This window comes from Flavobacterium bernardetii (assembly GCF_011305415.1).
Classification (GTDB): domain Bacteria; phylum Bacteroidota; class Bacteroidia; order Flavobacteriales; family Flavobacteriaceae; genus Flavobacterium; species Flavobacterium bernardetii.
The window spans coordinates 318,951-344,016 of sequence record NZ_JAANOQ010000002.1 but is presented as its reverse complement, the minus strand read 5'-3'; the positions used below and the strand labels follow the sequence as shown (position 1 = coordinate 344,016).

Annotated in this window: 17 protein-coding genes; 8 read left to right on the top strand and 9 right to left on the bottom strand. The window is 28.8% G+C overall.

Annotated elements, in window-relative coordinates; translation table 11 throughout:
• The 4 genes from G6N05_RS06440 (at position 1) to G6N05_RS06425 (ending at position 5,523) form a co-directional block, all read left to right on the top strand.
• Complete coding sequence (locus G6N05_RS06440) at positions 1 to 1,233, top strand: DUF4249 domain-containing protein (protein ID WP_166125845.1); 1,233 nt, start codon at positions 1 to 3, stop codon at positions 1,231 to 1,233.
• An 82-nt stretch (positions 1,234 to 1,315) separates the two neighbouring features.
• Complete coding sequence (locus G6N05_RS06435) at positions 1,316 to 2,548, top strand: DUF4249 domain-containing protein (RefSeq protein WP_166125843.1); 1,233 nt, start codon at positions 1,316 to 1,318, stop codon at positions 2,546 to 2,548.
• Positions 2,549 to 2,592: 44 nt separating this feature from the next.
• On the top strand, positions 2,593 to 4,239 hold the full coding sequence (locus G6N05_RS06430; protein WP_187003025.1) for a hypothetical protein: 1,647 nt from the start codon (positions 2,593 to 2,595) through the stop codon (positions 4,237 to 4,239).
• A gap of 84 nt (positions 4,240 to 4,323) precedes the next feature.
• A complete protein-coding gene (locus G6N05_RS06425; RefSeq protein ID WP_166125839.1) occupies positions 4,324 to 5,523 on the top strand; it encodes a M28 family peptidase in 1,200 nt (399 codons plus the stop codon).
• A 77-nt stretch (positions 5,524 to 5,600) separates the two neighbouring features.
• Here the strand turns inward: G6N05_RS06425 and G6N05_RS06420 are convergent, their stop codons facing one another.
• Positions 5,601 to 6,215: a hypothetical protein gene (locus G6N05_RS06420; RefSeq protein WP_166125837.1), complete on the bottom strand. Its 615-nt coding sequence runs from the start codon at positions 6,213 to 6,215 to the stop codon at positions 5,601 to 5,603.
• A 1-nt stretch (position 6,216) separates the two neighbouring features.
• Positions 6,217 to 6,813 (bottom strand): hypothetical protein, encoded by a 597-nt coding sequence (locus G6N05_RS06415; RefSeq protein WP_166125835.1) that lies wholly within the window; start codon positions 6,811 to 6,813, stop codon positions 6,217 to 6,219.
• A 97-nt stretch (positions 6,814 to 6,910) separates the two neighbouring features.
• Between G6N05_RS06415 and G6N05_RS06410 the strand changes: the two genes are divergently transcribed.
• Complete coding sequence (locus G6N05_RS06410; protein WP_205729743.1) at positions 6,911 to 7,861, top strand: hypothetical protein; 951 nt, start codon at positions 6,911 to 6,913, stop codon at positions 7,859 to 7,861.
• Positions 7,862 to 8,187: 326 nt separating this feature from the next.
• On the opposite strand, the gene G6N05_RS06405 is transcribed toward G6N05_RS06410, so the two are convergent.
• From G6N05_RS06405 to G6N05_RS06395, 3 genes are all read right to left on the bottom strand, one after another.
• Positions 8,188 to 9,945 carry a glycosyl hydrolase family 28-related protein gene (locus G6N05_RS06405; RefSeq protein ID WP_166125833.1) on the bottom strand — a complete coding sequence of 586 codons (1,758 nt, stop codon included), beginning with the start codon at positions 9,943 to 9,945 and terminating at the stop codon, positions 8,188 to 8,190.
• Positions 9,946 to 10,259: 314 nt separating this feature from the next.
• Positions 10,260 to 11,276, bottom strand: a complete 1,017-nt coding sequence (locus G6N05_RS06400) for a helix-turn-helix transcriptional regulator (protein WP_166125831.1) — start codon at positions 11,274 to 11,276, stop codon at positions 10,260 to 10,262.
• Between the two features lie 9 nt (positions 11,277 to 11,285).
• Positions 11,286 to 11,897 carry an HD domain-containing protein gene (locus G6N05_RS06395; RefSeq protein ID WP_166125829.1) on the bottom strand — a complete coding sequence of 204 codons (612 nt, stop codon included), beginning with the start codon at positions 11,895 to 11,897 and terminating at the stop codon, positions 11,286 to 11,288.
• A 944-nt stretch (positions 11,898 to 12,841) separates the two neighbouring features.
• On the opposite strand from G6N05_RS06395, the gene G6N05_RS06390 reads away from it, so the two are divergent.
• The 3 genes from G6N05_RS06390 to G6N05_RS06380 all read left to right on the top strand — a co-directional run bounded on the left by G6N05_RS06390 (position 12,842) and on the right by G6N05_RS06380 (position 18,958).
• On the top strand, positions 12,842 to 13,939 hold the full coding sequence (locus G6N05_RS06390) for a slipin family protein (RefSeq protein WP_166125827.1): 1,098 nt from the start codon (positions 12,842 to 12,844) through the stop codon (positions 13,937 to 13,939).
• A gap of 40 nt (positions 13,940 to 13,979) precedes the next feature.
• Positions 13,980 to 14,447 (top strand): phosphatase domain-containing protein, encoded by a 468-nt coding sequence (locus tag G6N05_RS06385; RefSeq protein ID WP_187003024.1) that lies wholly within the window; start codon positions 13,980 to 13,982, stop codon positions 14,445 to 14,447.
• A gap of 638 nt (positions 14,448 to 15,085) precedes the next feature.
• Entirely contained in the window at positions 15,086 to 18,958 is a 3,873-nt protein-coding gene (locus G6N05_RS06380) for a YobI family P-loop NTPase (protein WP_394351452.1), read from the top strand.
• Between the two features lie 266 nt (positions 18,959 to 19,224).
• Here G6N05_RS06380 and G6N05_RS06375 read toward each other — a convergent pair whose 3' ends face one another.
• From G6N05_RS06375 to G6N05_RS15530, 4 genes are all read right to left on the bottom strand, one after another.
• Positions 19,225 to 20,664, bottom strand: a complete 1,440-nt coding sequence (locus G6N05_RS06375; RefSeq protein WP_166125823.1) for a tyrosinase family protein — start codon at positions 20,662 to 20,664, stop codon at positions 19,225 to 19,227.
• A 37-nt stretch (positions 20,665 to 20,701) separates the two neighbouring features.
• Positions 20,702 to 21,130 carry a hypothetical protein gene (locus G6N05_RS06370; RefSeq protein ID WP_166125821.1) on the bottom strand — a complete coding sequence of 143 codons (429 nt, stop codon included), beginning with the start codon at positions 21,128 to 21,130 and terminating at the stop codon, positions 20,702 to 20,704.
• 112 nt (positions 21,131 to 21,242) lie between these two features.
• Entirely contained in the window at positions 21,243 to 22,175 is a 933-nt protein-coding gene (locus tag G6N05_RS06365; protein WP_166125819.1) for a multicopper oxidase domain-containing protein, read from the bottom strand.
• 443 nt (positions 22,176 to 22,618) lie between these two features.
• Positions 22,619 to 24,799, bottom strand: coding sequence for an FAD-binding oxidoreductase (locus tag G6N05_RS15530; protein WP_205729742.1), 2,181 nt, complete (start codon positions 24,797 to 24,799; stop codon positions 22,619 to 22,621).
• Positions 24,800 to 25,066: the final 267 nt, after the last annotated feature.

Sequence of the window (25,066 nt, the reverse complement as noted above, 5' to 3'; positions counted from 1 at the left end):
ATGAAAAAATTTAGCTTTCTATTATTTATAATATTATTTGGTTGTACGGAACCCTATCTTTTAGAAACTTCTAATTATGAAGAAGCACTTGTAATTGAAGCAACGATTACAAATCAATTAAAAAAGCAACAAATTAAACTTACTAAAACCTATCGTTTAGAAGAAAATGGGCCTCAATTTGTTGAAAACGCAACTATTACTATTGAAGATGATTTAGGTAACATATATAATTTTGTTGAAGGTGACGAAATTTATGAATCCGAAAATCCCTTTCAAGCCATCGCTGGGAGAAAATACAAACTTACTATCATTGCAGATGGAAAAACATATACTTCTACTCAAGAAGTTTTAACAACTGAAAATCAAATTCAATCCCTAGAAGTATCTAACAAAGTCATAGACGGTGTTCGTGGGGCGGAAATAGAACTGAAATCTGTTGACCCAACAAATACTTCAAAATATTATAGATATGAATATGAGGAAACCTATAAAATTATAGCACCAAAATGGATCCCATTTACTGCTAAAATAATTGCTGTTCCTAATCCCGCAAACCCTTCTATAATGCTACCTGAAATAGTGGCAACACCAAGAACGTATGAAGCAAGAGTTTGCTATTCAACAGATAAATCAAAAAAAACAATACTATTCAATACTACCAACTTATCCGAAGATCGTGTAAATTTAAAACTTAGATTTATTCCTGTTTCTAATCCAATTATCAAACATCGCTATAGTATTTTAGCAAAACAATATGTACAAAGCCTAGAATCTTATACCTTTTATAGTACATTAAAAAAATTATCTGAAAATCAGAGCATTTTATCACAAAATCAACCAGGATTTTTTAGTGGAAATATAACTTGTTCAACAAATCCTAATGAAAAAGTGATAGGATTTTTCGACGTATCGAGTTACTCAGAAAAAAGAATGTTTTTTAATTTTGGTGATATTTTTTCTGTCGTAGATACTCCAGGCTATTTTTACGATTGTTATGACGAACAAGACAATATGGAAAATAAGGCTGCAGCTGGAAGATTCAGATATTGTTTTGCAGTTGGCTTTCCAAGTGATTGTCAAGCTGATGTTGCACAATTCAATTTAGACCAAGGACTGCTTTTGTATTACAGACAATCATCTATTAATGCAAAAAGTTATGTAGACTTAGTACCATTTCCTTGCGGCGATTGCACTACTTTTTCTTCTAACGTAGTACCTCCATTTTGGTATTGATAAAAACAAACACTAATTATCGAGATATTTTTTATTCACTCAATTTTGTTTTCAAAAAAACAAGTGTTAAAAATTTTAAATTATGAAAAAACTTAGCTTTCTTTTATTTATAGTAATATTTGGTTGTACCGAACCCTATCTTTTAGAAACTTCTAACTTTGAAGAAGCACTTGTAATTGAAGCAACGATTACAAATCAATTAAAAAAGCAACAAATTAAACTTACTAAAACCTATCGTTTAGAAGAAAGCGGTCCTGAATTTGTTGAAAATGCAACTGTTACTGTTGAAGATGATTTAGGTAATATCTATAATTTTATTGAAGGCGATAAAATTTATGAATCCGAAAATCCCTTTCAAGCAATCGCTGGTAGAAAATACAAACTTACCATCTTAACTGATGGAAAAACATATACATCCACTCAAGAAGTTTTAACAACTGAAACTCAAGTTCAATCTTTAGAGGTTTCTAACAAAGTTATTGACGGTGTTCGGGGAGCGGAAATAGAACTAAAATCTTTTGACCCAACAAATAGTTCAAAATATTATAGATATGAATATGAAGAAACTTATAAAATTATAGCACCAAGATGGGTGCCACATATAGCTACTGTAATTGCTGTCCCACATCCTACAGTTCCTTCACTAATGATACCTGAAATATCCTTAACACCAAGAACGTATGAAGCGAGAGTTTGCTATTCTTCTGCTAAATCTGAAAAAATAATACTATTCAATTCTTCCAACTTATCCGAAGATCGCGTAAATTTAAAACTTAGATTTATTCCTGTTTCTAACCCAATTATCAAACATCGCTATAGTATATTAGCAAAACAATATGTGCAAAGCTTAGAAGCACATACCTTTTATAGTACATTAAAAAAATTATCAGAAAACCAGAGCATTTTATCTCAAAATCAACCAGGATTTTTTAGTGGCAACATATCTTGTTCAACAAATCCTAATGAAAAAGTAATAGGATTTTTCGACGTATCAAGTTATTCAGAAAAAAGAATGTTTTTTAATTTTGTAGATATTTTTTCTACCGCAGATACTCCAGGCTATTTTTATGAATGCTTTTGGGATCAAATTTTTGTAGACAAAAAAGACGCAGAAGGAAGATACAAATTTTGTTTTCTAACACCTCCACCATCAGATTGTGAAGCAGAAATGGCCCAAGACTATTTACAACAAAGCTACCTTTTATATTATAAACAACTATATATTGACTCAGACAAATATGTAGATTTAGTTCCTCCACCCTGCGGCGATTGCACCACATTTTCTTCTAACGTAATACCACCATTTTGGCAATGATAAAACAAACATTACTTTTCGCAATATTTTTTATTCACTCCTTTTTGTTCTCACAAAAAACAAATACTGATAATAAAACAACACCTATAAAAGAACAAATTGTACTTCAAACAAATACTGATTTCTACTTATCAGGAGAAAGTATTTTGTACAAAACAATTTGTTTAAACCAAACTAACAAAGAAACCATAACGCTTAGCAAAATAGCTTATGTAGAGTTAGTAAACAGTGAAAACATATCCATATTAAAACACAAACAAGTTATTAATAATGGTATTTCTTATAATGATTTTTTTATTCCAACAAATATTGAAACAGGAAATTACAAAATAATTGCTTATACGAATTTGACGTTAAATAATAGTGAATATGCTTTAAAAGAAATATTCATTTTTAATCCATACGTTCAATTTCCAGAAAAATTTAAAGAAAACAACAACAATCCAGAAGTTGTAAACTTATCAACTTCAATTGATGGAAACATCATTTCTTCAAAAGTAAAATCAAATAAAAAAGAATACACTAAAAGAGAAAAGGTTAGCATAAACATTGATGACAATTTACAAGGTAACTTCGTTTTTAATGTAGTTAAAATTGATAGTATTCCAACAATACAAGAACAAAAAAACACTTCTATATTTTCAAGTGTGTATAATAATTTAGAAAACCAGAAAAATACAGCTTCTTTACCTGAAACTAGAGGAGAAGTTTTTTTAGGAAAAATCACATCAAAAAACGATGGAGATGATTTAGAAAACAAAAAAATAGCCTTATCTATTCCAGGTGAAAATTTCGATTTTAAAATTGCTTCTACAGATAAAAACGGAAATTTTAAATTTCTATTAGATAGCTTCGATGGAGAAGAAGCCTATTTTCAAGTATTTGAAAAAGATAAAGAAAAATACAAAATTGAACTTTCAGAAAACCAAAATATAAAAACAAAAAACATTGAAAAAGACATAAAAATTAATCCTAATTATGCAAATGCCTTTTTAAAACGTTCCATAGCTAACCAGATACAAAATATTTATTATCACACAAAAAGTGATACCGTTTTTGCTTATAAAAAGTCTAAACCTTTTTATTATGGAAGTGACAAAGAATATGTTTTAAAAGATTATAATGTACAAAATGCTATAAAGGAAGTTTTTATTGAAATTATTCCTGAAGTTTATATTTCTAAAAAAGATGGCAAACAAACCTTTAGCGTTTATGATTACGAAGTAAACAGTAGTGATATTTACTACAACACATTAGTATTAGTTGATGGTTTTTTACTACAAGATGTTGATGAAATATTAACGTTTGACCCCGCGTTTTTCACCAAAATAAACTTTGTTAACAAAGGCTATTTTTTTAACAAATACATATTCAATGGTGTGGTTAATTTAACAACAAAAGATTTAAATTATGTCCCAAAATTGGAAAATAATTATATCATTAATAAAAAACTAGACAGGCCTCAACTTAGAAAAACATATTATAATATAGATTATTCTAAAAATAATTTAGAAAAAATTCCAGATTATAGATATCAATTGTGTTGGAAACCAAATGTCACTGAAATCTCAAGTCAAAAAGCATTTGAGTTTTACACATCAGATGTTTCTGGGAATTATAAAATTACAATAGAAGGTATTACAAAAAGCGGTGAATCCGTTTCAATGGAAAACTACATTATTGTTAAATAAATAAGAAAACCTCTACAATTAGAGGTTTTTTGTTTTTTTTAACTAATCCGTATTTTATATATTTGTTTACCAAATCAAACACTTATGAAAACCAACCTAAAACTAACCCTAAGAGTTTCCTTACTACTCTTTGTACAAACTATTGCATTCTCCCAAACCTTTATTCAAGGCTATCAAGATGTGGTAAATCAAGTTTCACAAACAAACACTACAGCAAATTTAACCGCCTTTGAAAATTTTGGCGTAAAAACAAGAGGAAGCGCCGCCCAAACAAATACTTTAAACTGGATTAAAAACAAATACCTAAGCTACGGCTTTACTGCTTCACAAATGGTCGAAGATCCATTTACGTATTCTGGTTCTTCAGCTATTTGTAAAAATTTAATTGTAACCAAAACTGGAACTTTATATCCAAATACCTTTGTGATTATTTGTGCACATTATGACACCATTACTGGAACTGGAACAAATGACAACGGAAGTGGCACGAATGTTTTACTAGAAACCGCACGTCTCCTACAAAGTATTCCTACGGAATATTCCATAAAATTCATTCATTTCAGTGGCGAAGAAGCTGGTTTATATGGTAGTCAACATTATGTTTCTAATGTAGTAAATAGTACTAATCCAAAATTAGACATAAGATTAGTTTTTAACATCGATCAAGTTGGCGGTGTTGCCGGACAAGTTAATAATACGATTACATGCGAAAGAGACATGAGCAATACGCCATCTACTAACAACGCCGCTTCAAATACTAGGACTAATGAATTAATTAACTGTGTTAATTTATATTCCAACTTGAATACATTACTAGCATCTGCTTACTCCTCAGATTATATCCCGTTTGAAGACAATAATGAAATTATTACAGGTTTTTATGAAACCAATGAATCTTCAGTAACACATTCTGCAAACGATTTATTGACCAATATGGATCCAACTTATGCCTATAATGTAACTAAAGCAGCTGTTGGAGCGATGTTACATTTTGCTGTAGCGAATACTTCTGCATTATCCAATGCAACTTTCAATTCGGAAAATCAAGTAACGGTTTATCCAAATCCTGCAAAAAACAATCTTTACATCAATAAAGGAACTCTAGATACTGAAAATTATTCTGTAAAAATTATTGATCTTAATGGGAAAACTGTAACTGCAAAAGAATTTAACAATTCGCAATTAATTGAACAACTTCCCGTTTCAGAATTGAGTGCTGGAATTTACATGTGTGTCATTTCAACAGAAAACAAACAAATTTTCAAGAAAGTAATTATTGAATAGACTCAACATACTTCTCATAAAAACCGCAATTTAAATTTTAAGTTGCGGTTTTATTTTGTCAATTCATTTCAAAAAAATTAAAAATTCCAACTTCCTGAAATTCCGAAATTAATGGATTCTGCTCCGAAATGGTCTTCAATTTTTGAATTAAACAAATCGTATGGTGCATATTGGTAATTGCAAAACACACCAAAACCATTATACATAATTTTTATTCCTTGCGTAAATGCAATGGTGTTTAAAATGGGTTGAAAATCTATTTCTTTAAATTTTTCCTCTTCCGGTTTGCTGTAATGCAAATACTTCCATCCTAAACCTGAATTGGATTCAATATAGAAAACTTCATTCTTAGATTGATATAAAAATCGGGTATATCGTAAACCTAATAAAAAAGCAGATTTACTTCCATCTAAAATTACATTTTCTCCATTAAATGTATAATTAATAGCATTCCCTTGCACCACTCCACTTACTTCCAATCCGAAATCTACAAACTGTTTTTTAGCAATTTTAGTTCTAAAATAAACGGCAGAATTTATCGTGCTTTCATATTTATTAGCTAAATCTCCTAAAGGAATTCCGTAACTCACCTCAACAATATTTCGTTTAAAAACATCAATTTTAGGAAAAACAATTGTGTCTTGTGCTTGCAATTTAATAGCAAACAAAACTAAAAAAAGTACAATTCTCATTTTAAATAATTTTAAATTTATAAATATTTTCATTTGAAGTTCCTGCTCCAAAAAGCAAAAACATACCTTCACTAACATTAAACTTTTGAATTAATAATTCATTGTTTTCTGAAATATGAATTTTATATCGTTCCATTTGTTTTTTCATCAATAGAACTGGAAAATTTATAGTTTCATAATTCGTATAAAATACGAACATCTTTTTATGAAGTTTCCCATGAAATTGCAACACAAATTCTTTCTTATGTACATCCGTGAAACGTACAAACATTTTATCCTTTTCTAGTTTTAAAGAAACTGGTTTTGAATAATCAACTTTATCGTTATCTACAAATTCCTTTATTAAACTTTTTGTCAAAACTCTAATATCATATTGAGCAATAGTATCTAACCTATCATAAAACCTTACATTTAAATTGGGCTCTAACTTTCTAAAACCATCTGTATTTATTTCATTTTGCACACTACAGGATATAGTAGTAAATGAAATTAATAAAAGATATTTTTTCCTTCTGAAATAAGCATTCACAATTTTGGAATAGTTTTTCAAATCTTTCGCTGTAAAAGATTCATATTTTTCAGTTAATATTTTCTTCATAATCTTGAAATTTTACACCTCAAAAGTATTATACTAATCACAAAATAATTTGCAGTTAATAATAATATGTATCTTTGGTTTTGCGAAAATCACAAATATGAACCCTCAAGAAATCCTTTTAAAAGAAATCCGACAAATTATTGGAAACGAAACTTCTATTAATGAAGCCATATCAACTGTTTTACAAATTAGCTATGATGCAGCACATAGAAGAATTTCGATGAAAAGTAAATTTTCAATTGAAGAAACGGTAGCTTTATGTAAGGAATATGGCATTTCTATGGATCAATTATTTCAGCAAAATGACAGTTTGATTGTTGAGAAAACAAAAAGCATCAAAACGCAAGCCGACTTTAAAGCGTATTTCGAAAAATCAAAAGCATTTTTATCCGATTTCAATCCAGCAGAAACCACTTTGTATTATTCGGCAAAAGACATTCCAATGAATTATGCTGTGGCGGGAACTTTGTTTTCTAAATTCAAGTTTTTTATTTGGTATAATTTACTAACGAATAAGAAAGCTACGCCCTTTGAAGATTTTATTTTTGATACAAGCATTATAAATGAAACTTCCGCTTTAAAGCAGTTTTTTGAACATTCCAAACGTGTAGAAATTTGGAACGATACGACTATAAACAGTTCCTTACAACAAATCTATTATTTCTTCGAATCGGGATTATTGCACTATACTAATGCCAAATTATTACTAGAAGATGTAGCTGAAATTATTGCCAATTTAGAGCAAAAATGCCAAACCAATACACCTGATTTTCAGTTATATCATAACGAATTGCTCATTTTAAACAATTCGGTTTTATTTACATCTGAGCAAAAACTAAAGTTCTTTTTACCTTATAATGCCTTAGGTTATTATGTGACTTCTGATAAAAACGCCTGTTTAGAACAAAAAGAATACATTGCTAATCAGCTTTCCAATTCCAAATCGTTAAACCAATCGGGCAAAAAAGATCAGAAAATATTTTTCAATAAAATGCGACAGAAAATTGATTTTTACAAAACGAAAATTGAGAATTATGTGGTGGAGTAGATTACTCTTTATGAACATCTTTAAATTTAAACATAATATCGATTGATATCTATTAATTTCATTGAGTTATTTAATTTTCAACCTTTTTTTGAGAAAATCAGGAAAAGTCAAAAAAATATTATTGCCTATTTTTATTACCTTTAACCCGTTGGGTGTAATTAAAAAAAACGTCAATTCGAGTGTTTTTTGTGCAGAAAACGAAACAAAAAATGTATCGAGAATAGTTTTTAATGAAATTTTTCTTGTTCTCGATACATTTTTTGACAAAAATTACTCGAACTGACGAAAATTCTAATCCGAAACTAATTACACCCAACAGGTTACCTTTAATTATTTCTGTTCACTTCTCTCCAAGTACCAACACCATTAGAAATGAGTGTTAATGAAGTATTAGCAGCTGTACTTGTAAATCCTGATTTAAGATTGAGATAAGCTCCAGATGAAACAGATATACCACTGTTGTTAAAAATCAAAGTAATAACAGTTCCTTTTATAAACTTATCAGCTGTTAAGTGATTAATTCTTGAAATATTTATATTACTTCCAGAAATAATAAAATAATTACCTTGTTTAGGTAAAACTAAATAGGATGTTCCAGAAATAAAAGAGTAATTATTACTAAGACTATGTGATAATACACCGCTTATCACACCTCCTTGGGTGTTAATATTTGCAGGTAAACGCGGTGGTATTGATAAACCAAAATTAAAGGAAGGTGAAGTTAATTCTACTTTTAAAGCTTCAGTTCCTGAGGTATTATCAATAATCACTTTAGGTTGTGTACTAATACCATTAGCTATTGCCTGAAGTCCAATTGTTTCCCACAATTCACTTCCAGAATGGGGAATAGATGTTACCATACCATAAGCAGAATTATAAGTTACTTTAACTCTATTCGCTTGATTTGTTTTTGCCAGTATACTATAATTAGCATATGTATATTTTTGATTTGATCCTATTTTAGGATTGAAATTAGTATCTATATTAAACTCTGTTGATTGACCTGCCGGTAAGGTAAGTTCTACTATTTTAGATCCAATAATATTTTCATTTGCAAGTATATTAGTAGTAACATTTGCGTTAGATATTGTCCAAAAATCAGGAACAAATGAAGAATTATAAGTTTGAAATGAAGAATTAAGCAATAAATTTTCTGTTGGACTAACTTCTCCAAATGAATTAGGGCTCGAAAGAACTACATCATTATTCCCTAGATTTTTGATTAAACCACCACCATATAGTCCAGTAATTTTACTTTGTGAACTAGTTTGTGAAAAGAATATAACTGGCTTATCAATAGGTTGTAAATTTGCTTCAATTCTTAAGTTTTCGCCTATTATTTGTCCATTATTAACATGTATCACTGAATTTTGGCAAGAAAGCACATCAAAATCTGTACCCCAAAAAACATTGTTATTACCCCCATTAACTAATAAAGCATAATCAAAAGAACCACCAGAAACAACCCCATGAAAAAAATTATTAGAGTTAACAAAAGAGCTCTGATCAACTTCTTTTATCTCTATTCCAGTTTTTGCATATCGTATTCTCACATCATAAAAGCTACAATATGCAATTCCGCCATTATTTTGAGCTATTAAACCTAAGGAAGTTCCAGAGATAAAACCATGAATTAACATCTTATTCAACACCACACTTTCAACTAAACCATTATTAGCAAGCACTTTAATTCCATTTACGGGTGCTGATCCATATCCATAAACAATAAAATTATCTAGAGTAACGTTACTTCCTGATATTACTATTGCATCGTTATTTCCTGTATATTTAAATATCGTTCCGTTATATGGTGTAGCATTTGGATTTGAACCTCTACCTGCTCCTACAATAGTAACTCCAGCAGGAACAGTAATAGTACTAGCTATCAAATAAACACCCTTTTTAAAACACAAGGCATTACCATCTATTGAAGCTTGATTTAACAATGTTTGAATTGCACTAGTATTGTCCGTTGTTCCATCAGGTAAAACACCATAATCCGTAGCTTGAAGACAGTTACAATTGCTTTGAGATAAAATAGAATTAGAAATTATAAAGAACGTGATGAATAAAATTTTTCTCATAATTTATCATTGTATTTAAGTTACATACTAATTAAAATTACTTCTTTTTTTTAAACAAACCGTTTTTTGGGATAAATTTATATCCTTTATAAATAACTGGTAATATAAGAATTAACTATATCTATTATTCGATTAGCCTAAAAACGGTTTGAAACTATGTGTCTTAAAATCATATATGCGAAAAAAAATCACAAACAAAAAGATTGAAAAGCTTTTTGAAACAACACTTCTTCATCAGCTTATAAAGTGGTAATTTGCTTTAATGTTTGTAATAAGATTTGGAATGCATTCATGATTTTAGTTGTTATAATAGTTTATTCTTCTATATATTTCTCCATACTTTTCTGTAAAATAGCTTTCATTCGATTTCTCAAACGTGGTGGTTGCAAAACTTCTAAGCCATCGCCAAAACCAAGCAATAATCTTTCTAACTCATAATTTTCAATTAGAAATAAATGTATTTTCACACTTCCATCTTCATAGGTTTCAATTAAACGTTGCGAACTATGCAAGGGTTTTGTAATCACATACGGAGCATGAATTTGATTTAACCACAATTCAACTTTTCGAGGTTGCATTCCAGTGTTTACGGTTACGCCTACAACATTTTTGTAAAATAGTTCGGCATCAAATTCTTCATCAATATATGGTGTTTGAAAATCGTAATCGATACTAATAATTCGATCTAAAGCTAAATTAGAAACAGGCCCTTGCTTTCTTTTTTTACCTACTAAAAACCATCGGTTATTAAATTCTTTCAAAATAAAAGGATAAAACTGAAACGTATTTTCTTCTCTAGATTTAAAAGATTTATATGTGATTTTTAGCACCACTTTTTTTATAATCGCCTGATAAATTTCATCTAAGAAATGCAAACCTTTCAGCTTTTCATTTTTATCCAAATGAATTACAGGTTGCGTGTGCGATTTCTCGGCGTAAATTTTATCTTCTAAGCGTTGTAAAATATCGGACACGTCAGTAAACAGCGAAAAATCTTTAAATTGTTTCAACATCGAAACCGTTTCTGTCAATACATTAATATCGGTTTCTGTTAGTGGAATATCTGTGATGGTAAAATCTTCGTCTTCGTATTTATAAAATTTTTTATCGTATACTACAATTGGCGCATTATAACCCAATTTCTCACTACGCATCATTTGAATATCTAATTGCAACGTTCGTTTACTTACCGAATTTTCTTTGCCTTCGTATTCAAACAAAGCTTCGCTAACGGCTTCAATTAAATCGTCTAATGTCCATTGGCGATAGTTGTTTTGCAAACATTTATCAATGGTTTTATATCGGATAAGGGCGTTTTTAGTTTGTGCCATTTTTTATGATTATAATTGTGAAATTTCTCGTTGAATGTTTTCTCTTGCTTGTTTTTCGAAGTTTGTTCTGAAAGTTTGTGTTTGATAGATAAATTCATTTTCTAAGAAATGTTGCAACGCTTTTTTTCTTCCTGGGTTATAAAGTAAATCGGGATAAATTTTATATTCTTTTCGAATCTGTTTGAAATACACTTCGTACTCCTTCCATTCTTTAGATAAAATTTTCAAATCGAAATCTATTAACCAATTTATGTCTTCTACCCGATTGTGTTCGTGGAGTTTTGTAGCTTCAATCATATCAAAAACTAAGGCTGCATTAATCTTTGCATTCTCAGGTAAAATGGAAATGGCGAATTCAGTACTTTTCAATTCATTTTCTTTACTCGTAGCTTTATAAATGTAGTCATGATAAAAAATAGCGTACAACACTTCCAATGGAAAAGTTAGTTGAGAATGATATATCTCAAATTGCACAATCATTTCTTCCAAATGCGTCAAATTATGGTAGTACCTGTTTTTTCCTGAATAAGCTTTTTCCAAATCTTGCCATAAAGCATCGGTTTTATTAGCTTCAAAACCAATTTCCAGCAACACATTTACAAACTTTTCTTTCAAACCCATGACTCCTTTTTTATCAAATGTAAAATTTCTTTTTTGCTACGCAAAATAATTGCGCAGTAGTTTTGAAATCTTTGTAAAGAAATAAAAAAGACCTTGTAGCTTAAAAGGAAAAGCCTATAGCAAAATATTACTTACTATAGAGTTTACGGATATTCCGGTTAGACCTGCGCGGACTAATGGGTAGAATTTACAGAAGCACCGAAATTGTTAGGAAAAGTAGGGAAGCGTATTTAGAGCCGTAATGCCCGAGAGGGAATGTGAGTTCGAATCTCATCAAGGTTACAAAAAAAGATTTTTTTTTCTGCGCAAAATAATTGCGCACTTGATTTGAAATATTTGCAAAGAAATAAAACGTTCATTGAATAAAAATATCAAGCAAGTCTTGTTGGGTGTTTCTGTATAGCACTATTGTAGTATTCTTTTTGCTTTTGCAAATGATGTCATACTATTCAACTTGACTTGAAGGTTTCGGTAGTTCGCCAAAAAACTATCACCACTATTAGTCGTGGGTTCGAATCCCACTCCCGATTTATCGGGATAGTTCAGTCCGGTTAGAACAATAGATTGATTACGTAGGTTCGAATCCTACATGCAATTTTGGTTTGCATTTGACAGCGGCTTGTCGCCAACAGACTAAAAATCTGTTTTCAGAGTTCCATCACTCTCAAAAAAGATGACCATTAAAAATCTTTGGTCTTAGTCGGTTTAATTTGACTTTGTCTTAGAAAAACACATAAGAAAAAACCTGAAATACGAATCGATTTCAGTTCCGTTTTTTTGCTTTTGTATTGGCTTGTAACTTAAATTTTAAAAGTTTCAAAAAAGAATACTAAAGCCTTAAAATGCAATTGCTCTCTAACTTATTTCCGTTTTAGATTATGGATGAAGGACTGAAGATTTTTTTCAATTAAAATAAAAAAACAACAAAATAAAATTAAGAAATTATGATAAAAAGAATTATTATCAATGCGTACCAAGTAGGTTTGATTTTTGAAAAAGGAAAATTAGTAGACGTATTACAACAAGGAACTTTTTGGATTTTAGGAAACAAAGAAGTAAAAACATACGAAATGAAACAATCTTTCGTAGCACCAATAGAATTAAATATTTTATTGCAAAATGAAAAATTGGCTTCACTTTTAGAAATTGTAGAAGTAGCAGATAATGAATTGGCTTTATATTTTACAAATGGCTTATTTAAAGAAGTTTTACTAACGGGTAGATATGCGTTTTGGAAAGGCTATGTAGAAAATTCATTTATTAAAGCCGATGTTTCCAAAGTAGCTATTACTGAAAAAATTATGGATGCTTTATTGGAAAACGTTAAAGTAAGACCTTTTGTTAGAAAATTTGAAGTAGCCAACTTTGAAAAAGGATTACTATTTGAAAACGGAAAAATTATAAAAGAATTACAAGCTGGAACGTATTACTTTTGGAAAAATGCCATATCACTTGAAGTAAAAAACATGGATGTGAGACAACAACAAATGGAAATCTCTGGTCAAGAATTATTGACAAAAGACAAAGCCGCTTTGCGTATTAACTTTTTTGTAAGATACCAAGTTGTAGATACCATTAAAGCCTTAGTGAACAACAAGGAGTTTGACAAACAATTGTACATTGTGATGCAATTGGCGATAAGAACTTTCATTAGCAACTTTACATTAGACGAATTGTTGACTAGAAAAGATACGATCTCGAAAGAAATTTTAGAACAAGTAACTTCCAAAATTAACGATTTAGGTTTAGCGGTTTCTGATGCTGGAATTAGAGATGTTATTTTACCAGGTGATATGAAAGAAATCATGAATCAGGTTTTGGTGGCCGAGAAAAAAGCGCAAGCCAATAGCATCATGAGACGTGAAGAAACGGCTGCTATGAGAAGCATGTTAAACACCGCCAAATTAATGGAAGAAAACGACATGTTGTGGAAATTGAAAGAAATGGAATATGTAGAGAAAATTGCAGATAAAATTGGTAAATTAACTATTTCTGGAAGCGGAAACATCATCGGACAATTGAAAGAAATTTTCGTAAAATAATAAGTACACCAAACCTGTCAGGTTTTAATAGAGCAACATCATGAAAAAAAGAATCATAAAAGAAGAACCCAAATACATCACTCAAAACCCAACATTACCAAAAGCTATTATCTGCGATTTAGATGGAACTTTAGCTTTTATGAACGGGAGAAATCCGTTTGATGCGGGACGATGTGAGCAAGATATTTTAAATGAACCCGTTGGCAATTTGTTGCGAAACTACAAAATGTTAGGATATCAAATCCTTTTAGTTTCGGGAAGAGAAGATCAATTTAAACCACAAACACTATTGTTTTTAGAAAAGCATTCGATTGCATTTGATATGTTACTGATGCGAAAAACTAAAGATTACCGAAAAGATGCTAGTATAAAAACAGAGATTTATAATGAATACATAAAAGATAAATTTTTTATAGAGTTTGTATTAGACGACAGAAATCAAGTAGTAGATATGTGGCGAAAAGAATTAGGATTACCCTGTTTTCAGGTTTTTTACGGAGATTTTTAGATGACCTAGAATAACATCCATCAAGTAATGGCTGCTCAACAAGATTTGGTGGACGTAGTAGCGAAGTTTACCCAAAAAATGGTACGAATGGCGGAAGATGGTAGTCATGAGGATTAAAACCAATTTTCAAACCTGACAGGTTTATAAATATTTTTGCCACGAATTTTCGAAGGAATCGGATTTGCTATTCGAATTCATTCGTCCCGATGTATCGGGATAAATAAAAGGAACTAATTTTCACATTAGTTTTTAAAAAAATTCGAGAATTCGTGGCAAATAACAAAACAGCATCATTGCGAATCAAACAATAAGATAAACTTTATACTATTCCTAAACCTGACAGGTTTTTGAAACCTGTCAGGTTTTATAACCCATTTTAAAAACTGTTATTTTATTTTCATTTAGAGAAAAAAATAACGGTTTTTGTTATTTATTTTTTAGTTTAAAATAAAATAACAAAATTTGTGACAAAAAATTCTGTTTGAAAAAATTTGTGACAAAACTGTGACAAAAAAATTGCTCGATTAAATTTTGTGACAAAAAGTGTAACAAAAAAATAATTAAAAAACAGGTAATTCTACGTGGTTTTAAGAATGTTTTTTTGGTTAATTTTGGGAACGACTATTTAACAAAAAATCATGAAAATACTAGAAGAAATAATGAAAATACTAGGCTACAAAATTGAGAAGATAATTAAGCTTGAAGAAATAGTTGTAGAGGCCACAGAAATTAATATTGAACAAAAAACTAAAGGATATTTTAAAATTTATACCGAAATAGTATTCAATAAGTATTCAAATCGCTTAAAACAAATTAAGAACAATTTAATTTGTAAATTGGGCTACCCTATAAATATTAATAATAATTCATTTGAAGACCTAACTCCAGTAATTGTTAATAATGGTAACATTTACATTGATTCACTATTTTGGGCTTTAAAAAACAAGAATGTAAAAAACATCGCATTAACTGGTTCATATGGTTCAGGTAAGAGTAGTATTCTAAAAACTTTTAAAGAAAAGCATCCTGAATTCGAATACTTGAATATTTCATTAGCAACTTTTGATGATTTATTCGACAAATTAGAGGAAAGTACAATTCAGTCAACAAAGCTTGATTCTACTAAATCAGATGAAATAAATAAAAAAATAGAACTTAGTATTCTACAACAAATGCTTTATGTTGAAAAAAGCAGTACAATTCCAAATTCAAGATTTCAAAGAATAAAAAACTTAAAAAATCATTCTATATATATCAACTCAATATTTTGTTTAACAACTGTATTAGCTTATATTTTTCTATTTCACAATACTTTAATTACAAAACTAAATTGCGTTAAATTCTATTTTTTTGAAAGTAAAAACTGTGAAATCAATTTTAAAATTTTCGAAATTCTTTCTATTATATCTCTTTTTTTAGGAGCTTTTTATATTATTAAAAGCTTTGTAAAAACTGTAAATGATTTTAAATTTAATAAAATAAATCTGAAGGGAGAAGTAGAATTAAACAGAGAAGTTACTGATAATTCCATTTTAAACAAAAACATTGATGAAATAATTTACTTTTTTGAAAGAACAAAATATAATGTTGTTTTAATTGAAGATTTAGATCGATTTCAAGAACCTGAAATATTTACAAAACTTCGAGAAATAAATTTATTAATAAATATTTCTAAACAAGTTAACAGACATATTGTTTTTATTTATGCTTTGAAAGATGAAATGTTCAAAAACAGTGATAGAACAAAATTTTTTGATTTTATTTTACCAATTATCCCTGTTATTAATTCATCAAATTCTTATGACTTTTTGTTAGAAAAATTGAAGAATGATGAAATAGATAAAAATTTATTATATGATATCTCATTATATATTGATGATATGCGTTTATTAAAAAACATAATTAATGAATATAAAATTTATCATGACAAACTTACTAAAGAAACAGAAATTGAATTAATACCTAATAAATTATTGTCATTTATTATTTACAAAAACTTATTCCCTAAAGATTTCGCAATACTACATAAAAATGAAGGAATGATTTATGAAGTTTTTAATATAGATTTAAAAACAATCAAACAAAAACAGACTGAAATTGAGGAACAAAAAATTATTGATAATAATAACGAAATAACAAAATTAAAAGATATAGTTGATAATAAAACAAAAATAAACAATATAAAAGATTTACGAAAACTTTATATTTCAGAGTTATTCAAATTACTCCCAAATGAAACGACAAGTATTATTATTAAAGAGAAAACATATTTTTTAAATCAAATAGACAAACTAATTGAGGAGGATGTTTTTGAGGAAATAAGAAAAACAAAAGTAATCTCATATACAGAAAAATTTCTTGACACATATCTTCATAGAATAAATACTGTTCCAACTGAAATGGACTTAAGTTTTGAAAAAATTGAAAGTAAAGTTGATTTAAATTATAATTATGATAAAAGAGTTGAATTTATATTTGAAAAAGAAAATAAAGATATTGAAAAATTAAAAAATTTAAATCGTATCTCAAATGAGGAAATAAACAAAATTAAAAGCTATAGTCTTCATAAGATTTTAACAAAAAATAAAAATTCAGATGAACAACTCAATGTTGAATTAAAAAAGTCAGATGTTTTAGTTTATTTTATAAGCAATGGCTTCATTGCAGAAGACTACTTTGATTATATTTCGATTTTCAAAGAAGGAGATATCAGTAGAAACGATAAAAATTTCATTCTAAGTATTAGAAATAATAATGCCCTACAAGTTGATTTTAAGTTAGATAAAATTGAAAATTTGATTAAGCATTTAGAAAACGATTTTCATAAAAATGAAATTTTAAATATTCAGTTCATTGATTATTTATTAGAAAAAGAAATTGGTGACTTTGACAAAATATTTATTCAATTTAATGATGAAAATGAAAGAACGAAAGAATTCATAGAGCTTTATGTGAAAACAGGAAAACATATTGAAAAATTTGTAAAAACAATATGTTTAAAATACTCGAATTTTTGGAATTATATTGATGGAAGTAATTTAACAAATGACAATAAGGACTTTATACTTAAACCCTTACTTATGAATGTTAGTCCCGAAATTTTGAAAATTCAGGATAAGGATAAAAAACTTTCAAATTATATTTCTAAAAAAAGTGATTTTCTTAATTTAATTCATTTTGAAAATAAAAATATAGAAAATAGTTTATTAATATTAAAAATCAAATTTATTTCTCCATTAGATTCACAAGTAAATCAAAATTTATTTGACTTTATATATAAAAATAATTTATATGAATTAAATATTGAAATGATTAAACAGATTATTTTTGAGAAAACTGAAGAAGAAATCTTAGTGAGTGATTTAGAAATCTCAAACTACACAACTATATTAAATTCAAAATGTGAGTTTTTAATTTATTATATTGAAGAAAACATAAAACAGTATATAACTAATGTGTTTTTAAATCTTGAAAATAACACAAAAGAAAGTGAAAAATTTTTAATTAATTTAATAAATAACCCAAAACTTAATGATCAAGAACAACTTTATGAAATTATTAAATATCAAGATGTAGTATTTGAAAATATTGAAGATATAAAAAATCCTGAAAGTTGGATTAATTTATTTTCACTAAGTAAAATAAAACCGACTTGGTTAAATGTATTCAAATACTATGAAAAGTATAATTTTGATGAGTTCTTAATTCCATATTTAAACATTGAAAAAAATTATTTGGAATTATCAAAAATTGACATAAAAAGCACATCTATCAAAGAAGAAATGAGAGATGAATTTATTGAGAATTTAATCTTGACAGATGAGATTTCCGATATTGCATATTTATTTCTAATCAAAAATATTGAGGATAGTTATGATGAATTAGAAATTGAAAATATTGGGGAAACAAAAATAACAATGTTGATTGAAAAAGGAATCATTGCACTTCGCAAAGAAAATTTTGAATTGTTAAGAGAAAATTTTTCAGGCAAACAAACTTTCTTAATTAAATTGAATTTTGACGAATATATTAAACAAAGAGATGAAGAAGTAATCGATTACGAACTTGAAGAAAAAGAATATGAATCATTATTAAGTTCTAATTTAACCCAAGAAAACAAAATTGAAATAATTACTGAAATATCCGAAAACCAAATTAGTAAAGAAAACAATCTAGGCAACTTAATTGGAGAAATTTTAAAAAGTCACTCAGCTATTGCGCTCTCTTATTCGTATTTCATAAATTTATTACAGAATATTACTTCTTTAGATACAAAAGTAAAATTATGCAATATATACTTTAATCTTTTCTCAAGTGAAGTTAATAAAATTGAAACTGTTTTAGCATTACTAAGCACTCCATTTAAAGAAATAATAGAGGTTGGATTAATAAAACCACCTATTAAAAACAATGAAAATAATTTAAAATTTATTGAAAATTTAAGGAAAATTAAATTTATTTCAAGCTATTCCGCAAAAGATGATAAAATAACTAAAATAAGAAGAAAGTAACCATAACACCAGACAGCCTCAAACCTGTCAGGTGTTTTTATTTACACAAAGCGCAAACCCACTCTACAATCTGTTATTTATTTTTCATTCCAAAAATAAAACAACAAAAGTTGCAACAAAAAATATTTTCAAAAAAAATGTTACAAAAGCACTTTATAAAAAACTTTACTAAATTAAAAAAACGCCAGTCCGAGTGTTTTTTGCAGCGTAAAAACGGAACAAAAAAACACTCAAACTGACGTTAATTTTATGAAATCAATTAGTTATTAATTGATTTTAACCATACTTATTTTCTCTAAAGTTACCTGAACATCTCCTGAACCATTCTTTTTGATAATAACTTCAAAAGGTTTATCCGTTGACAACAAAACATCCGACACATAATAAGAATAATTCAGTTTTACACCCTCCTCACTAATAGTATGATTATCTCCTGTTCCATGGTTATGAGTTACACCGAAAAAAGTCATCATTCCAACATATTTATCTTCTTCTCCAGAATAACGTAAATAAACAGTATAATAATCAACTGGTTCTTTATATAACACTATATCTAAATTTAAAACCATATTTGAATTCGCTTCACTTTTAAACATCTTACTTGTGTTTTTAGATAATTTATTTTCTATTTTATGGATAAAAGTAGTTTCTCCTAGTGTTTTGTTTATTTTTTGTTCCCAAACAAGTGTCTTTTTTGGTTCTTGAAAAGAAGTTTTATTCATCTTTATATTTTCATTAGATGCTAATTGTTCATCATCATCCGTGTACAGTAAATTGTCATATTTATAATCTAAATTATAAACAATATCATACATTTGTTGTACCGTATAGGTTACTTTTTGTCCATTCGGTTCAATAAATTCATATTTCCAAGGATATTTTTCTAATTCTGCTAATGTAGGTCTTTGCCCATAAGGACTAACATCCCAAGATTCCCAAATACGATCCACCATACTATGATGCAACCAAAAAACTGGGTCAAAACCTGCAGATGGTACCAATCCCATTAACCCATCAGTTTGTTTTTGATAAATTTCATTGTAATGCTGCCCTCTACCAATATAGCCATGCATGAAATTATGCGGTGAACCTTCTAAAGCAGCACTAAAACCAGCCCCCCCTGCAAAAGAAGGAATGTTTTTCAATTTGTTAATTGACTTTAATAAATTTATAACATCTGCTTGTTGAATAGGTTTACCTTCATTTAAAATGTCTTGTCTAGCATTTTCATATAATGAACTTTGTGGAGTTCTTAATTCTTCTGGCATTACATTATTTTCACCATAATTCCAATACGGAAGGGCAAAACTGACTTTTCCAGATAATTCTCTAACAATTTTTTCTAAATGCCAAATATACATTCTGTGCCATAGAAGAAAATGCAATTTCGAATTTTCACTATTGGTGTGTGTACAATCTCCCCATGCCCATAGTTTATTGATAATATTTTGATATTGTGCGCAAAGTTGGTTTTTTCCAATAATGGTATTTGGAATATTATGTATTGCTCCTTGATAATACCATGACAAACCATTATCACAGCTCATTTCTCGCATTTTTTTAAATGCTACACTCATAGCTTCCAAATCGGCTTTTCCTTCTGGTGATGAAGCGTTTTTTCGCACATACTTGATGTTACTTTTGTTTTGACTATAGCCTATAGCTACCAACAAAATCATTGCTAATAAAAGAGTTACTTTTTTCATTTTCTTTGTTTTGATTACTATTTATTATTTACTTACTCTATAATACCTCAACTTCAAAAGTGAGGATTTCTGAATATTCTGGATTTGCCTTATCATAGATCTTAAATTTAACGACGCCTTTTCCTGTTTTTTGAGTTGGAATGACATGAATGGCAATAAATCCTTGCTGGTCTGCATTTAGTTTATTAAAAACTGAACCTTTCGGAATTCCAATCTGACAAGCTCCGTGTTGACACATAGAACAATCCCATTCCTTTGGAAAAGAATTATAAACGGTTTCCCAAACCAAGAATATGGGTTTGTCAGAAATGTTTTCTACTTTGATTTTAGAAATATCTAAACGTTTCCCTTTTGTTACATTTTCTTTATTGATTGCATTACCAACTACTGAAAAAGTAGGCTTGCTTTGCGCAAAAGTGAAACCAAAAAGCAAGAAAAAAAGAAGGGTATTAAAAATTGTTTTCATATATGTAGATTTTATTTTTTAGTGGTTATATATGTTATCACCTTTTTATTTATTGGTGTTTGCTTACGCAAACTTTTTGTTAATGGCGATTTCATATTTTTATATTTTAATGTTAATAAAAGACAGGAATTTTTACTTTATAAATGACTTTGCCAATTTTAGGATCTATATAATTATAAACTATTGATTCATTCTCTTTTGAATGAACTAAAAAAAGTTGTATCTCCATGGTTTCCTTACTATGTAAAACCACTTTAGTAGTTTCTGATGTTTTTATACTATTAGATGTATTTCCGAAAATAATTTCAGGATGCATTGTTACAGGAAATTCAATTTCATGATTATATAAACCTGCATTCACAATACGAAGAATAATTGTATCTTTTCGAAGATTTAAAGGCTGCAAACCATTTGTTTTTTTTGCTAATTTTCCATTAATCAAAAAATAATTGGGTTGATATTCCAGAAGTTTAAAGGGATTATTTATTGCATTTTGATTCTCATTCATAATATCATCTGTATGCCAATTAGTATCAATTTCATGGCTACACCATACTACCTCATCTGTTTTTTTTGATTCTAATTTTTCCTTCTCCCGGATATTAATAATTCCGAACATACCTGCTTGAAGATTAAACGGATAATTTTCTGGACTGTAATAAAGATATGTCCCCGTATTTTTTGCTAAGATTCGATATAATCCATGCTCCATGTGAGCTACAGGCTTGTTCTTAATAATTTTATTTTCCTCATCAAGCTGTTTAAAATTAATTCCTTCAGCAAATAACGATACTGGATTACCTTGAGAAATATTCCAAAAATCAATAGTAAGACTATCCCCAACTATCATTTCTATTGGAGAACCTGGTAAACTTACTTGTCCAGATAGTGTACTACTAAAACCAAATGATCTTATTTTTTTGTTCTTATTTACTACTAATTCTCCTGTTGTTCTACCGATAACTAATATTTCTTTTTGTGCTGACGATGAAACTGTCATAAAAAAGACAATTATTCCAAATACAATCCCTTTATTACTTCGCATAGCTTTAAACTAATTTATATGTGGTATTAAATTAATTAAGTCTTTAATTTCAAATAAAGCTGTAACAAGAAGACACAATTAATTTAACATCTTCATTTAGAGTACATTTCTTTATTTTAAAAAACACCTATTCTAGTAAAGTTTTTCGATTTCTATCTCTCAATAGTATTAACTGGGGGGAGTAGCAGACTTTTTTAAAGTAGTTTCTGCTCTACTTTTTTATATTATAAAACTAGCATAAGAAATCTAGAGGAATTAAAATTATGTCATGAAACCTTTAATTTATGGCACAAAACACAAATAATGTTTTATAACTTTTATTACGCAAAAACGCTTACACATTTTTATCTTTAAAAAAGCCATTTAAAATAAAGAGAAATTATACTTCACACAGAATCACAAAATTTTCTTCATATACTACTTTACGTCTAAAATAATTGAATTTAAATAATTGTCTTACGAGTTCGGAAATGATTGTAAGGATCTTTTGAAAAATTAATTTTGATTTTTTTCAATTTATCATAATTCTTGTCAAAATAAACAGATGTTGGTATACTATTATCTTTAAAACTAATAAAAGAACCTGAGGTATTCGGAATATTGAAATTACGCGCAACATCAATCCAATCCATGGCACGATTCGTATTTTCATATACTGAATCATTTTGGAAATGAGAAGGATCAATTTTTTCATAGTTAGTCTCATTCCACCAAGCTTGGTATTGAATGGTATAAAGTTTGTCCTTATAAGGAAATGCCGTTGGATTGTTTTTTCCAATTTTACTATTATAATAATCACCTACTATTGCGCCCAAAGTAACATAAGTAAATATACCCAAACCACGATTTTCTGGCTGTATTAAAGAAGAAGTTAGGCTCAATAAAAATTGTTTGTATCCTTCGTCATTTAAACCTTCATGATTAACAAAACGAGATGTAATTTTATGCGGAGCAGGATCGTCCAAGTCTGGAGGAATTGGCACACCTGAAAGAGTCGCTGCTTCTTTTCCTTTTACTCGTGTTTTTGCTTTTATTTTTTCCTGTGTTTTTGCAAATGATTCTCTGTCCCAACTGCTCATAAGACCGTTTTTATTGATATAAAATTCTTTAGCAGTTTTGATTTTAAAATTTATTTCAGGACCTTTCACTGGCGCAGTGAGAGGTGTTTTAGAAGAGACTAAAGGGATATATTTCTCAAATGGTTCTGTATGAACTCCTCCTTCACCATCAATATGAATACCCATTGGTAAAACGTTTTTAAACCATTCATAAACGAATGTTACTAATTCATCACAATTGCCTTCCCAATATCCGTACATACAACAACCGTGAGATATTTTTTTATAATCAAATTCATCTACAGTAGGGCGTCCATTAATTTTAAAATTAGTACCTATAAGTTTGGATGTGTTTTCTGACTTAATAACTTCTTCCCAAGTCTTTAGAATTTCTAAAGTTGGAAAATCATCTTTTGGATACTTTTCTTTATCGTCGTAATGATTCCAATGTAATTCGAATTTAATTAATTCTTTAGGCAAATCAAAAGTTTGGATTCTTAGTTCGGTTACAATACCATAACTCAAACCACCTCCACCACGAAGTGCCCACAATAGTTCTGGAACATGCCCATCCTTCGGGTCTTCATCAACTCTAACCTCCGAACCGTCTCCAAGTATCATAGTAGCACCTTTTAAATGTTCACAATTCATACCTACTTTTCTGGTCCAAGGTCCCCAGCCTCCACCAAGAGTATAACCTGTAATACAAACTGTAGCACAAGTACCATGTGCTATCATTACGTCTTTATCAGCTAATTTTGATGTTAAGCAAATAAAGCGATTTCCCGCTCCGATTTCTGCAATTTTGGTAGTTTTATCTATTTTAACAGAAGTCATTTTTGACACATCAATTGTTACGACATTAGTTCCTGACGACTCGCCTTCGTGATCATGACCACCTGCTCTCACTCTGATAGGAATTTGGTTTTTAGTTGCAATATCAAATGCCTTTTGCACATGTTCTGGAGTTTCACAATAAACAATTGCTAAAGGATTTTGCTGTAAACGAGTATTAAATACTTGGGATCCCTTAAAATATCCCAACTTTTTGTTTGGCTCTATATCCAGAGATGTAAATATTGTAACTCTTGGTAATTGATCACATAATTCTTTAACACAAATTTCTGATTTAGTAAAATACTCATTTAAATAATTATTGTAATCGGATTCGGGACTGTTTTCCATTTTCCATAATTCACCCTCACCTTCATATCCGTCTTGCAACCAAATTTCGTTAAAAGCATGACTTAAAAATTGCCCTTTTTTATTCCCAGAACATTCAAATGCTACGTTGCCAAAACCTTTATCATATTTAATCCATAGTTGATCGTCTCCTTTTTCCCAATATTTTAGTGACAGTTGTCCATTGGTATGACTCAGATATAAACCTTTTTCGCAACCTTGGCAAGCCAAGGCTATTGTTCCATTATCCTGATATTCAATAGCGAAAACTATTGTTACGCCTTTATTACTTTTCTGCAAAACAAGTTTTTCTTTTGAATAGCTGAGATAATTGCCATTTTCTTTACCAAGCGCTTCTAAAACAAGGTGTCCTGTAATCGTCATATTTATGTTATTTATGATATATCACTTACTCTATTTAGGCTTTTCAGTTGCCGCCTCTCAATTGGTTAACTGTATGAGTACAGTTCGTCTTTTTAAGTAGTTTATGCTCTACTTTTAGTTTCATAAAGCTACTATAAGAAATGTAGAGAAATTATATTTATGTCATGAAACCTAATCTTTATGACTTGAAATGCAGAAAATGAGGTGTGAAAATGATTTCAAAAAGAAAAAGAAATAAATAGTAAAAATATTTATCATAAGTATTTG